This window comes from Sphingobium sp. TomTYG46, from assembly GCF_055396345.1.
On record NZ_AP027324.1, the window covers coordinates 2,315,008 to 2,329,149 of the forward strand.

Here is a 14,142-nt window from a genome sequence, read left to right on the forward strand (position 1 = left end):
AACAGAGCCCATGTCCCACCGCTTCCACCCCTCGCTGCTGCGCGAATATGACATGCGCGGCATCGTCAGAAAAACCCTGGGAGAGGAAGACGCCTACGCGCTGGGCCGCAGTTTCGGCACGATCGTCAGGCGCAAAGGCGGATCATCGATCGCGGTCGGCTATGATGGCCGCCTCAGCTCACCGATGCTGGAATCGGCCGTGGTCGATGGCCTTGCCGACAGCGGCATCAACGCGCTGCGCATCGGCATCGGCCCCACGCCAATGCTCTATTATGCCGAAGCGACGTTCGATGTTGATGGCGGCATCCAGATAACCGGCAGCCATAATCCCGCCGATCACAATGGCTTCAAGCTGGTACTTGCGCATGAAGCCTTTTTTGGCGCCGACATCGCCGGTCTGGGCGCCATCGCCACTGCGGGCGATTGGGAACAGGGCAGGGGCAGCCGCTCCACCATCGACATCATGGACCGCTATGTCGCCCGCCTGATGGAAGGGTTCGACGGCGGCGGGCTGCGCATCGGCTGGGACGCGGGCAATGGCGCCGCAGGCCCCGTCGTGGACAAGCTCGTCCAGCTGCTCCCGGGTGAGCATCACACGCTTTTCACCGAAATAGACGGCAATTTTCCCCATCATCACCCCGACCCGACAATCGAGGCAAATCTGCATGACCTGCGCGCCCTTGTCCTTGCCAACAACCTCCATTTCGGACTGGCTTTCGACGGGGACGGTGACCGGATCGGCGTGATCGACGGGCAGGGGCGCACCATCTGGGGCGATCAGCTGCTTTCCCTGTTCGTGGAACCGGTGCTGATCGACAGGCCCGGCGCCACCATCGTCGCCGATGTGAAATCCAGCCAGGCCCTGTTCGATCGCGTGACGGCACTGGGCGGCACGCCGCTGATGTGGAAAACCGGCCACAGCCTCATCAAATCGAAGATGAAGGAAATCGGCAGCCCATTAGGCGGCGAAATGACCGGCCATATCTTCTTCGCCGATGATTATTACGGCTTTGACGATGGGCTTTACGCCGCCGTGCGCCTGATCCGGCTGGTGAGCCGCCTCGGCAAGAGCGTGACCGCCCTTTATGAAGCGCTGCCGCCGTTGGTAAACACGCCTGAATTGCGGTTTCCGGTCGATGAAGACCAAAAATTCGCGATCGTCGCGGAGATAGTTTCGCACTTGCGGGCAGAAGGTGCGAACGTCAACGCGATCGATGGCGCCCGGGTCACGACCGAAGATGGCTGGTGGCTATTGCGCGCATCCAATACGCAAGCGGAGTTGGTGGCCAGAATCGAATCGACGAATCAGCAGGGGCTCGATCGCCTGCGGGCCGATCTTTTCCGCCACTTGTCCGAAGCGGTGCCCAATTTCGACGCTTGAGCCACAGCGCCACAGCTGATCCTTCCCAAATCTTCACCGAACGCCGTCCTCATTTCCGCTACGGAAATCTCCCAATTGTTGACAGTTGCAATAAACGCAACCGTATACTTGTCTTTCGCAGTTGCGAAAGGAAGCGCCGCCCCGCAAAAGGAACGGGCCTTTCAGGCATCCTCTCCTAAAACTTTCCAAGCCGTCCTTCGGGGCGGCTTTTTTTTCGCCGGGCGCACATGCTGCCCGAACCGGAAATTAACCATATTGCTGCCATATCGCGGGATGATATTGCGTGCCTTGACGCCGCAACGGGATTTCAAAGGGGAATTGCATGTTTTCAAGCCGCCGCATTGCCACCAGCTTCTTGTCTGTTGGCCTTCTGGCACTTCCCCTGCCCGCGCTCGCCGGCGGCTTCTATCTTCAGGAACAATCGCCCAAGGAAACGGGCAGGGCGCTTTCGGGTGCCGGTGCGGCGGCAGATGACCCGTCGGCCATCTATTTCAATCCTGCCGCGATCACCGAACTTCCCGGCGTGCAATTGTCCGCTGGCGCCGTGGCGCTTTTCGCGACCGCTCAGCAATCGAACCAGGGCAGCAATCGCACCGTACCGGGCTTTCCGGGCGTCACTGTGCCGATCACCGGCAATTCGGGCGGCAATCCGTTCGACAAGGTCATTCCCGTGCCCAGCTTCTATGTCACGGGTCAGGTCACCGACCGGCTGTGGCTCGGCGCGGGCGTCAATGCGCCCTTCGGCCTGAAGCTGGATTATGACCCAGGCTTCTTTGGCCGCTATGAATCGCTCCACACCGACCTTAAGGCTTATAATGTTCAGGCGTCTGCCGCGTATAAGCTCGACGATCATTTCTCCATCGGCGGCGGCGTGGACGTCCAATATGTGAAGGTCACGTTGACCAACGCCCTGCCGCAACTGTCGCCCCTGATCACGACCGATGGCCTTGTCCGGGTGACGGGCAAGGATTGGACGCTGGGCTGGAATGCGGGCCTCTTCTATACCGATGGCGACACGAATGTCGGCATCTCCTATCGCTCCGGCATGGGCCATCATCTGACCGGCACGCAGACGATTTCGGGCCTCCAAAGCCTGCTTGCGCCGCAAAATGGCAGCAGCGACGCCACCGCGCCGCTCGAACTGCCCGACATCGTGACCGTCGGCTTCATGCATCGGCTGACGCCCAGCCTGCGCGCCATGATCAGTGCGCGCTGGTATAACTGGTCGGTCTTCAAATCGATCGCGATCACGGCGGCTGGCCGCACCTCGGTCAAGGAACTGGATTACAAGGATAGCTACAGCGTCAGCCTGGGCGGCGAATATGACGTCAGCCCCGCGCTCACCCTGCGGGCGGGCACGATGTTCGATCGCTCGCCCACCAATCCTCAACATCTGACGACGCGGGTGCCCGACGGCGATCGCGCCTGGCTGTCGGCCGGGGCGACCTACAATGTCTCGCCCTCCATCGGCCTAAACCTCAGCTACGCGCATAATTTCGTGGAAAAGGCGAATATCATCCGCCCCGAAACCTATTATGCCGGGACGCCTGCGGCGACCACCGTCACCACCCTGTCTCGGACCAGCGGCAATGCGGACCAGATCGCCGCATCGGTGACGGCGCGCTTCTAACTTGGCTCGTGAATCACTATAGGGGCTCCATCAGCACGGAGCCCCCAGTTCATGTCCGACCATAATCCCGGCCTGCGTCCCTGGCGCGACATCGCCCGTCGCCCATGCCGACAGATCATGGTGGGCAATGTGCCCGTCGGCGGCGGCGCGCCCGTCACCGTGCAGACGATGACCAACACGCCGACCTTTGATGTCAAGGCGACGATCGACCAGATTCGCCGTTGCGAGGAAGTGGGCGTGGACATCATCCGCGTGTCCTGCCCTGACGAGGAATCGACCGCCGCATTGAAGCAGATCGTCCGCGCCGCCCGCGTGCCGATCGTCGCCGACATCCATTTCCACTATAAGCGCGCACTCGAAGCCGCCGATGCGGGCGCCGCTTGCCTGCGCATCAATCCCGGCAACATCGGCTCGGAAGCGCGCGTCAAGGAAGTGGTCGATGCGGCCAAATCCAATGGCTGTGCCATCCGCATCGGCGTCAATGCAGGCTCCCTTGAAAAGGACCTGCTCGAAAAATATGGCGAACCCTGCCCCGAAGCGCTGGTCGAAAGCGCCCTTGATCATATCAAGCTGCTACAGGATCAGGACTTCCACGAATATAAGGTCGCGGTGAAGGCCAGCGACGTCTTCCTTGCCGTCGCCGCCTATATGCAGCTGGCCGAAGCCGTCGATTGCCCGCTCCACCTTGGCATCACCGAAGCGGGCGGCCTGATCGGCGGCACGGTCAAAAGCGCGATCGGCATCGGCAACCTGCTCTGGGCCGGGGTCGGTGACACTATCCGCGTCTCCCTCTCCGCCGAACCGGAAGAGGAAGTGCGCGTCGGCTATGAGATCCTCAAATCCCTCGGCATCCGCACGCGTGGGGTAAAGGTCATCTCCTGTCCCAGCTGCGCGCGGCAAGGCTTCGACGTCATCCGTACCGTGCAGGCACTGGAGGAACGGCTCCAGCATATCCACACGCCCTTGTCGCTCTCGGTCTTGGGCTGCGTGGTCAACGGCCCCGGCGAAGCACGCGAAACCGACATCGGCCTCACCGGCGGCGGCGCGGGCAAGCATATGGTCTATCTCTCCGGCCTTACTGACCACACGATCCAGGACGAAGGCATGGTCGACCATATCGTGCAACTGGTCGAAGCCAAGGCGGCGGAGATCGAAGCGGCCAAGCTCGAAGCGGAAACGACGGACGCAGGCCGGGCCGAAGCGGCGGAGTAGGGCATCCAATGAGCCGTGCTCCTGCGAATGCAGGAGCCTAGTCCCACGGTCTGAACTACAGCGCGCTGCGTTTATCGGACGCAGGTCGCGCGCTCTAATTTTTTGTTATCGCATCGTTTTAAGCGCAAAACCGGTTCCCACTTTTGCGCACGATGCTCTAGGCTCCTGCCTTCGCAGGAGCACTGTGATCCAATCATCCGGGTAAAAGCCTGCAAGATGCCTCAACCCCGCTCCCTCGCCATCCCCTTCGCGGTCTGCTGCGCCGCCGTCCTGCTCTTCGCCATCATGGACGCGGCGATGAAGGGGTTGAGCCTCTCCATCGGCCTCTTCAACGCCCTCTTCTGGCGCGCCCTCGCGGGAACGCTGCTCGGCCTTGCGATCATGCTGCCGGGCCGCCATCGCTGGCCGGGCAGGGCGGCTCTGCGCCTGCATGTCCTGCGCGGCTGTGTCGTGACCCTGATGGGCAGCCTTTTCTTCTTCGCGCTGATGCGCATGCCGCTCGCCGAAGCCATAGCCCTGTCCTTCATCGCGCCGCTCATCGCCCTTTATCTTGCCGCGCTGCTGCTGGGCGAACGGATCGGCAAGTGCGCTATCAGCGCCTCGCTCCTCGGACTCGTCGGCGTCGCGGTGATCCTGTCGGGCCGAATGCAGGACAGCTATAATTGGGACGCCCTGCTTGGCGCCGCCGCCGTGCTGATTTCGGCGGTCCTCTTCGCCTGGAACCTCATCATCCAGCGCCAGCAGGCGCAGCTTGCCTCTCCCGTCGAGGTTGCCTTCTTCCAGCACTGCGTCATGCTCATCCTCTTTGGCCTGTGCGCGGCCGCCGCATGGGCAGCGCCGACCCTGGTGCCGCTGCGCCTCGGTCTCCCCAGACCCGAATCCGCGCTTCTGATCGTCGCCTGCGCGGCCTTCGCCTTCACCTCGCTCGCCGCCTTCGCCTGGGCCTATGCGCGGGCGGAGGCGCAGCATCTAATCCCGGTCGAATATACCGCCTTCATCTGGGCAGCGATCATCGGCTGGCTCGCCTTCGGGGAACGGCTGACCCTCACCACCCTCGCGGGCGCGGCGCTGATCGTCGCCGGATGCCTCGTCGCCATGCGCGCATCTCCGCCAGCGCAAATGCATGAAGGAATCACATGATTCGTGTTTCGGCGGGAATCGCGTTTTTCTCGCCATTTCATTCATGACTTTCCCACGACCAGCCGAAACGCCGGACTCTTGACGCGGACTCCCCGCTCGGCGCATTGTGCCGGAACGGAACATTTGGGGGACATTCAAAAGCCATGGCTGTCAGCCGCGGAGCCAAGCGCACGCCGGAATGGCGCGAAATGCTGAAACGCAGCCTCATCCGCAGCGGCGCGCTGATCAGCGCGATCGCGCTGATGCTGGCGACCCTGTTCCTGGCGCTCGCGCTGCTCAGCTTCCGGCTTAGCGACCCATCCATGATGACGGTCGCCGACAATCAGGTTCAGAACATCATGGGCTGGCCCGGCGCCTGGATCTCCGCCTTCCTCTTCACCCTGCTCGGCGTTCCTGTGGCGCTCGTCCTGCCGCTGCTTGCGATCACCGCCCGCCGCCTTTGGGGTGATCAGGACATGACCGGCTGGAAAGGGCAGTTCGGCAAATGCTTTCTCGGCATTATCCTCATCGGCATCGCGCTGGCGATGTTCCAACCTGACTCGCTCATCGATCTCCCTTCGGGCTGGGGCGGGCTCATCGGCCTCGCGACCGCCAACGGCGTACGCAGCCTGACGTCCGCCGCGCCAGCTGCCCAAGGCTGGATCACCGGCATTCTCGTGGTGCTGATGCTGCTGGCCGGATTCTTCACCTGGTATCGCAGCCTTGCGCTGGAAAAGCCGATACTGGCGCTACGCCGTCCCACTCTGCCGCGTCTCAGCCTTCCCAAACCGGCTCTCGCTTTCGCGGGTGGCGGGAGCGCCTCTGCCGATGCGGACGAAGATGAGGATGATATCGGGAATCGCGTCATCGCTCCCCGCCGCGCGGTGTCGAATGAGCCGAAGCCGCCGATCACCATCCAGACTCCGAAACCCGCGCCCGCCCAGCGGCAAATGGCGCCAGTGTCGCAGGATGACCTGTTCGGCCACAGCTCGCTGCCCTCGCCCGACCTGCTCAATCCGATCCCGGCCAGCCAGGCGCAGAAGATCGACAAGGCCGCGCTCGAACGCAATGCCCGCCTGCTCGAATCCGTGCTCGACGACTTCCATGTGAAGGGTAACATCGTCGAAGTGCGCCCCGGCCCGGTCGTGACGATGTACGAACTGGAGCCCGCGCCCGGCATCAAGGCGAGCCGCGTCATCGCGCTCGCTGACGATATTGCCCGTAACATGTCGGCGCTGTCCGCCCGCGTCGCGACCATTCCCGGTCGGACGGTCATCGGCATCGAGCTTCCCAACGCCAACCGCGAGGGCGTGTCGTTCCGCGAACTGATCACCTCCGAACAGTTCGGCCAAGAAGCGACGCTGCCAATCATCCTGGGCAAGAATATCTCCGGCGAACCGATCATCGCCGATTTGGCCCCCATGCCGCATCTGCTGATCGCGGGCACCACCGGCTCGGGTAAGTCGGTTGGCCTTAACGCCATGATCCTGTCGCTGCTCTACCGCATGACGCCCGATCAGCTGCGCCTCATCATGATCGACCCCAAGATGCTGGAACTGTCGACCTATGATGACATCCCGCATCTGCTGTCCCCGGTCGTCACCGAGCCTGCGAAGGCGATCCGCGCCCTCAAATGGGCGGTGGAGCAGATGGAGGACCGCTATCGCATGATGGCTTCCATCTCCGTCCGGAACCTCGCCAATTATAATGAGAAGGTTCGGGCAGCGAAAGCCAAGGGCAAGCCGCTCGGCCGCCGGGTGCAGACGGGCTATGACCCGGAAACCGGCAAGCCGATTTATGAGGAAGAACAGCTCGACTTCCAGCCGCTGCCCCAGATCGTGGTGGTGGTCGACGAACTCGCCGACCTCATGATGACGGCAGGCAAGGAAGTCGAATTTCTGATCCAGCGCCTGGCGCAAAAGGCCCGCGCGGCGGGTATCCACCTGATCCTCGCGACCCAGCGTCCCTCCGTTGATGTGATAACCGGCGTCATCAAGGCGAACCTTCCGACCCGGATCAGCTTCTTCGTCACTTCGAAGATCGACAGCCGAACGATCCTTGGCGAACAAGGCGCCGAACAGCTGCTGGGCAAGGGCGACATGCTCTATATGCATGGCGGCAAGGGACTGATGCGCGTCCATGGCCCCTTCGTGTCCGACGACGAGGTGCGCGTGGTCGCCGACCATTGGCGCGCGCAAGGGCAGCCGGACTATATCTCGGCCGTGACCGAAGAACCGGAAGAAGGCAGCTTCGCGCTAGACGGCGTGGATCTGGGCGATGACAGCCCCGACGCGCAGCTGTTCCGCAAGGCATGTCAGCTGGTGTTTGAAAATCAGAAGGCTTCGACCAGCTGGCTGCAGCGTCAGCTCCGCGTCGGCTATAATTCGGCAGCGCGCCTCATTGAGCGGATGGAAGAAGAAGGGCTGGTCGGCCCTCCGAACCATGTCGGCCGACGTGAGGTATTGCGCGATGAAAATGGCAATCCGCTATGACGGTTGCGTCAAACGCAATCGAGCCGGACCTCTATGCATTTGCGAAAAGGATCAGCGCCGTTCAATAAGAGCGGACCTTTCAGGCATCCTCTCCTAAAACTTTTCGGCTGGTCTTCGGACCAGCCTTTTTTTTGTTTGTTGGACGAGCTACGCCACGGCTGCAAAGCGGCCCATGCAGGGCTCGGAGATCAGGAACGCATCAGTTCACGATGGGTTCAACGCCTGATCGCTACTTCTTGACCTCTCAACAAAGCGGAGAAGAATGCATGAAGCGCTTGTTTGCGCCACTCGCCCTGGTCCTGGCCGCCGCACCGTTGTTCGTTCCAGCCGCGCCCGTTGCCGCGGAGCAGTCGCCGGGCGGCATGGACCGGGTAAATGCCTATATTCGCGGCGTTACCACGATGACCGCCGATTTCGTGCAGACCGACCGGGCCGGTCAAACCCTGACGGGCAAACTTACGATCAAGCAGCCCGGCAAGGTGCGGTTCCAGTATCAAAAGGGTGTACCGCTGCTGATCGTGGGCGACGGCAAGGCCCTGACCATGATCGACTATGAAGTCCGTCAGGTACAGCGCTGGCCCATCGGCAGCTCGCCTTTGGGCGCCTTGCTCGATCCAAAAAAGGACCTGTCCCGCTTTGGCAAGTTGATCCAGACCGGGGATCCGAAGGTGATTAGCGTTCAGGCGCGCGATCCCAAGCGGCCCGAATTCGGCACTATCACGATGATCTTTGAACGGGATTCCGCCGGGCCGGCAGGTCTTCAGCTTTACGGATGGGTAGCGCTCGATTCTCAGAATAACCGCACTAGCGTGCGCTTGTCGAACCAGCGTTATGGCGTCCCGGTTGCGAATTCCGCCTTTCGTTGGACAGACCCGCGCCCTAAGGGTCGCGTAGCCGGGGGATGAAGCGGGCCTGGCATGAGATGGATGGCGGACTGCGGAATCCTGTTCATCTTCGGCTCATATCCGGGACCCTAATAAGAACTCCACGGCGCGAGACGAAGTCCGGGATTTCCCCCCTGTTACTCGGAACGCAGCTCCCGCCGCAAAGCGCTTCAAGGGCGCGATCGAGACCCCCGTTCCATGCCCCCGGAGCGGGGGTCTTACTTTGCCAGTGGCAGGTCGGTGCAGAGCCAAGCTTGCGAAGCCGTTCGCAGGCCCTTAGGGGATCAGCATGCCGAAAACACTGAGCATCGCATCCTGGAACATCAACAGCGTCCGCGCCCGGATCGACATCGTCGAACGTTTCCTGACCGAAGAAGCACCTGATCTTCTTTGCCTTCAGGAAACGAAGGTGGTGAATGACATATTCCCCACCGACATGTTCAGGCGTCTGGGCTATGTTCATCAGGTGCTGAATGGCCAGCGCATGCATCATGGCGTGGCGATCATGAGTAAAGTGCCCATTCATGAGGATGACCGGCTCGATTGGCAGGCCAATGGCGAAGCGCGTCATGTCGGCGTCCGCCTGGACAATGGCGTGCGGATAGAAAATGTCTATGTCCCTGCCGGAGGCGATATTCCCGACCGGACGGTCAATCCGAAGTTCGGTCAGAAGCTCGATTTCATTGAGCGCATGATCCAATGGTCGTCTCAGCTTGAGGACCAGCCGACAATCCTCACTGGCGATTTCAACATTGCGCCCATGGAATGCGATGTGTGGAGCCATAAGCAGCTGCTCAATGTCGTCAGCCATACGGCGATCGAATGCGAACTGCTGGCCCGGTTGCAGGAATCGAACAATTGGATCGATATCGGCCGCCAATTCTTTCCGGCTCCGGAGCGGCTTTATACCTGGTGGAGCTATCGCGCGCGGGATTGGGCGGAATCGGATCGTGGGCGGCGGCTGGATCATATGTGGATGACGCAGGATGTAGCGGCAAAGGCGATCGGGCATCGTGTTGTCGAACCGGCGCGCAGCTGGACCAAGCCATCGGATCATGTCCCGATCATCACGGAGTTCGCCTTCTGATGGACTGTCTGCCATGAACGGGCGCGCCGCCGCGCGCGCGATTGACGCTCTGCGCCGTGGTTGGGCGGTTACCGTTCGTGCGACCGACGGCGCCATACGCGTCATGGCGGTCGAGGGCGCGGATGCGGTGACGCTGAAGACTTTCGATCCTGCGGGTAAAGCCGACATACTGATCGCCGCTGCCCGGGGTGAGACATTGAAGCTCGCCAACCAACTGGCAGCGGCTGATCCCGACATGCCCGTGCTGATCGCCCGCGCGCCGTGGATCGATGGCGATGTTGCTACCGCGATCGCTGACCCGGTACTCGACCTCTCATCACCTTTGAAGGGACCGTTTGCGGCCAAACGCCTTGCCGCGCCGCTGGCGGCTAAGGCGACGCTCAAGCTCGCCCGGCTGGCGGGTATCCTGCCTGCCTTCTTTTTGGGACTGGAAGGAGAGACGGAGGCCGAAGTCAGTGCCGATGACATCGACGCTTATGATGACGCCGCTCATCTTGCCATAGCGACGCGCGCGCGGCTGCCGGTGTCAGCCTGCGAGACCGCCGAGATCATTGCCTTTCGCAGTCCGGACGAGCCACGAGAGCATGTCGCCCTGATCGTCGGGACGCGGGACTCCTCGCCGCCGGTCATCAGGTTGCACAGCGAATGCCTGACCGGGGATGTGCTGGGCAGCCTTAAATGCGATTGCGGGCCTCAATTGCATGAGGCGCTGCATCGGATCGCCGATTCCCGCTGGGGCGTGTTGCTTTATCTTCGGCAGGAAGGCCGGGGTATTGGGCTTATCAACAAATTGCGGGCCTATGCCTTGCAGGATCAGGGTTTCGATACCGTCGATGCCAATGTCCGCTTGGGTTTCGCCATCGACGCGCGTGATTTTTCGGTCGCGGCGCGTATGCTGAAGCTGCTGGGCATTGAAGAGGTGCGTCTGCTCACCAACAATCCCAAGAAGGTGGAGGGGCTGGAAGGCGCGGGTATCAAGGTGGCAGAACGCCTGCCCATCATTTTGCCCGCCAACCCGCACAATGAGCAGTATCTGGCGACCAAACGCGATCGTACCGGGCATCAACTGTGACCCTCATCCGTGTGGACAGCGCCGCCGGGCGGTTGCGGTTCGGCACACTGGACATCCCATGCACGCTCGGCCGTGGCGGCGTGTGCGCGGCGACCGATAAGCGGGAGGGGGACGGCTGCACGCCGCTAGGCGCCTGGCCGCTGCGGGGCGTTCTGCTGCGGCCCGGAAAAGCGGAACCTAGCGCGATCCGGCTCCCATGGCGCTGGGTGAGAGAGGGTGATGGCTGGTCCGACGATCCTGCCGACCCCGCCTACAACCGGCCGGTGCATCTTCCATGCCGCTTTTCGGCGGAATCGCTCCTGCGCGGCGATGATGCCTATGATGTGATCGTCGTGCTGGGACATAATGATGCGCCGCCGGTGCCGGGGCAGGGCAGTGCGATCTTTCTTCACCTGTCCGAAGGTCGTCCTACGGCGGGCTGTATTGCTATCGACCGTGGCGACATGTTGAAACTGCTGCCGCTGCTGGCTCCCGGCGACGTTGTGGAGATAGTTTAGGTTCAGGCCTGCTCCAGAGCCTCGCCAACCTCACCGCCAGCCGATTCGAGCAACCGCCGCTCCAATGTCTGGATACGTGCCTTGCTCTCAATCTTGCCGCCCAAAAGGTCGGTCACATAAAATGTATCGACCGCGCGTTCGCCATAGGTGGCGACATGGGCGCTATGCACAGTGACCTTCGACTGGAACAATGCGTTGGCAAGGCTAAAGAGCAGGGCCGGGCGATCGCGTGCATTGACCTCGATCACCGTGAACCGATTGGAAGCCTTGTTGTCGATCAGCACATTGGGTTCGATCCGGAACGCTTCGGCGCGGGTGCGGGGCAGGGGGCGCGCTTCCAGCTTCGTGATCATGCGATGGCGATTCGCCAGCGAATCCTCGATCGCATTGCGGATACGGGTCAGCTGTTCCGGGCTGTGGAACGCGCCGCCCAACGGGTCCTGCACAAGGAAGTTGTCGATGGCGACGCCGTCGCGCGTGGTATGGATGCGCGCGTCGATGATATTGCCGCCCGCCAGATGGATCGCTCCGGCGATCCGGTAGAACAGGCCCGGATGGTCAGCAGCATAGACGGTGACCAGCGTGGCGCCGCGCTGCGGATAATATTGCGCGGCAATCGATAAGGGCGAATCGCCCGACGCCAGGATATGCTGCGCATTATGGATCAGGATGTCCTCAGGCTCGGCGATCCAGTAGGATTCGGGCAGGCGCTTGCTGAGCTTCTGGAAGTCGGCCTTCGACATGCCAAGCCCCTGGCGCAGGGATTCCTGTTTGGCGGTGACGCGCTCACCGCGACCCTTTTGCTTGTGGCCAAGCCGCAGCACTTCCTCGGCAGCCTCATAAAGGTCGCCCAGCAGTTGTCGCTTCCAGCTGTTCCACACGCCGGGACCCACGGCGCGGATGTCCACGACGGTAAGGCAAAGCAGCAGGCGAAGGCGCTCGGGACTCTGCACCACCTCGACGAAATCGAGGATCGTCTTGTAGTCGGCCAGATCACGCTTGAACGCCGTGGCCGACATCAGCAGGTGATGGCGCACCAGCCAGGCGACGGTTTCCGTTTCGGCCGGCGTCAGGCCAAGGCGCGGGCAGAGATGGTCGGCTACCTCGGCGCCAAGCACGCTATGGTCGCCGCCACGGCCCTTCGCGATGTCGTGCAGCAGAGCCGCGACATAGAGCACACGGCGCGACAGCAATTTGCCCATGATCTCGGTGGACAGCGGATGGTCTTCCACCAGATCGCCCTTCTCCACGCGGGCCAGAAGCCCGACTGCGCGGATGGTATGCTCGTCCACCGTATAATGGTGATACATATCGAACTGCATCTGCGCCACGACGCGGCGGAAATCGGGAATGAACCGGCCGAACACCGTCGATTCATTCATCCAGCGCAGCACCGTTTCCGGATCACGGGGCGATGTCAGCACATCCATGAATGCGGCGTTGGCGCGAGCGTCGCGGCGGATTTTTGCCGTGATCAGACCCGCGTCCCGGCTGGCGGCGCGCATGGCGCTTGGATGGATGCCCAATTCATGGCGATCGGCCACCGCGAATATTTCGAGTAACCGCACCGGGTCCTGTTGGAAAAAGTCGTCGCTTGGCAGCGCGAGCCGACCGCGGTCCAGCACGAACCCGTCCAGTTTCTTGGGACGACGGAATATGGATGGAATATAGCGGCGCCCTTTCGCCGCCATCTGGTCGTCCAGATGCGCAAGGAACACGGCGGTCAGGTCGCCCACGATTTTTGCGTTCAGGAAATAATAGCGCATGAAGCGCTCCACGCCGGAGCGGCCCTGCCGCCCCGTAAAGTGCATCCGCGTGGCAGTCTCCAGCTGCAGATCGAACGTCAGGCGATCTTCCGCCCGCCCTGTGATCATGTGCAGATGGCATCGGACGGCCCAAAGAAAATCCTCTGCCTTCTGGAATTGCCGCAGTTCCAGATCAGTCAGCAAGCCCACATCGACCAGTTCGGCGACGGACTTCACCCGATTCACATATTTGCCGATCCAGAACAGCGTGTGGAGGTCGCGCAGCCCTCCTTTGCCTTCCTTGACATTGGGTTCAACGACATACCGGCTATCGCCCATGCGCTTGTGCCGATCGTCCCGCTCCTCCAGCTTTTCGGTGACGAAAGCGCGCGCCGTCCCCTGCATCACCTCAGCATCGAACCGCTTGGCGGTGTCCTCGTACAGCGCTCGGTCGCCCCAGACATAACGCGCTTCGAGCAGTGCCGTGCGCACGGTCAAATCCGCTTTGGCCATGCGCATGGTTTCATCGATCGACCGGCTCGAATGCCCGACCTTTAGGCCCAAGTCCCAGAGCGAATAGAGCATGGATTCGATGACCTGCTCGGTCCACCCGGTGGGCTTCCATGGCGTGATGAAAGCGATATCGACGTCGCTATGCGGCGCCATCTCGCCACGGCCATAGCCGCCGACGGCCATCAGGGTGATGCGCTCGCCCGTGCTGCGATTGCTGGCAGGATAAAGATGATGCGTCGTCGCATCGTAGAGCAGGCGCAGAATCTGGTCGATCAGGAACGCAAAGGCGGTAACGGCCTCGCGTCCGCGCGTGGGCTTTGCCTCCAACCGCTTCGCGACATCGACGCGTCCGGCATCCAGCGCAGTCTTCAGTTCGCGAACCACCAACCCCCGCAGTTTCGCTGGGTCGCCCCTATGCTCCTGTGCCAGCGCGTTGATGCTGTCGGAAATCTCGCGCCGGTCGATGATGGAACGGCGAGAGCCAAGGGAGGGGAACTGCATGACCATAGG

The 14,142-nt window shown here is 62.0% G+C and carries 10 protein-coding genes; 9 read left to right on the forward strand and 1 reads right to left on the reverse strand.

Annotated elements, in window-relative coordinates:
* The first annotated feature begins 10 nt into the window (after positions 1-10).
* From pgmG to ACZ5YV_RS11810, 9 genes are all read left to right on the forward strand, one after another.
* Positions 11-1,381 (forward strand): phosphoglucomutase/phosphomannomutase PgmG, encoded by a 1,371-nt coding sequence (gene pgmG, locus ACZ5YV_RS11770; protein ID WP_464787776.1) that lies wholly within the window; start codon positions 11-13, stop codon positions 1,379-1,381.
* A gap of 322 nt (positions 1,382-1,703) precedes the next feature.
* Positions 1,704-3,011, forward strand: coding sequence for an OmpP1/FadL family transporter (locus tag ACZ5YV_RS11775; protein ID WP_464787777.1), 1,308 nt, complete (start codon positions 1,704-1,706; stop codon positions 3,009-3,011).
* 51 nt (positions 3,012-3,062) lie between these two features.
* The gene (gene ispG / locus ACZ5YV_RS11780) at positions 3,063-4,223 is read left to right on the forward strand and encodes a flavodoxin-dependent (E)-4-hydroxy-3-methylbut-2-enyl-diphosphate synthase (RefSeq protein WP_464787778.1); all 1,161 of its coding nucleotides are present in this window, start codon (positions 3,063-3,065) and stop codon (positions 4,221-4,223) included.
* Between the two features lie 216 nt (positions 4,224-4,439).
* Positions 4,440-5,363: a DMT family transporter gene (locus tag ACZ5YV_RS11785; RefSeq protein ID WP_464787779.1), complete on the forward strand. Its 924-nt coding sequence runs from the start codon at positions 4,440-4,442 to the stop codon at positions 5,361-5,363.
* A gap of 143 nt (positions 5,364-5,506) precedes the next feature.
* On the forward strand, positions 5,507-7,834 hold the full coding sequence (locus ACZ5YV_RS11790; RefSeq protein ID WP_464787780.1) for an FtsK/SpoIIIE family DNA translocase: 2,328 nt from the start codon (positions 5,507-5,509) through the stop codon (positions 7,832-7,834).
* Positions 7,835-8,100: 266 nt separating this feature from the next.
* The gene (locus ACZ5YV_RS11795) at positions 8,101-8,739 is read left to right on the forward strand and encodes a LolA family protein (protein WP_464787781.1); all 639 of its coding nucleotides are present in this window, start codon (positions 8,101-8,103) and stop codon (positions 8,737-8,739) included.
* Between the two features lie 268 nt (positions 8,740-9,007).
* Positions 9,008-9,805, forward strand: coding sequence for an exodeoxyribonuclease III (locus ACZ5YV_RS11800; protein WP_464787782.1), 798 nt, complete (start codon positions 9,008-9,010; stop codon positions 9,803-9,805).
* Positions 9,806-9,818: 13 nt separating this feature from the next.
* A complete protein-coding gene (gene ribA / locus ACZ5YV_RS11805; RefSeq protein WP_464787783.1) occupies positions 9,819-10,877 on the forward strand; it encodes a GTP cyclohydrolase II in 1,059 nt (352 codons plus the stop codon).
* Positions 10,874-11,374: a L,D-transpeptidase family protein gene (locus tag ACZ5YV_RS11810; RefSeq protein WP_464787784.1), complete on the forward strand. Its 501-nt coding sequence runs from the start codon at positions 10,874-10,876 to the stop codon at positions 11,372-11,374. Before ribA ends, ACZ5YV_RS11810 begins: the two co-directional genes overlap by 4 nt.
* 2 nt (positions 11,375-11,376) lie before the next feature.
* On the opposite strand, the gene ACZ5YV_RS11815 is transcribed toward ACZ5YV_RS11810, so the two are convergent.
* Positions 11,377-14,139 carry a [protein-PII] uridylyltransferase gene (locus ACZ5YV_RS11815; protein WP_464787785.1) on the reverse strand — a complete coding sequence of 921 codons (2,763 nt, stop codon included), beginning with the start codon at positions 14,137-14,139 and terminating at the stop codon, positions 11,377-11,379.
* Positions 14,140-14,142 lie beyond the last annotated feature (3 nt).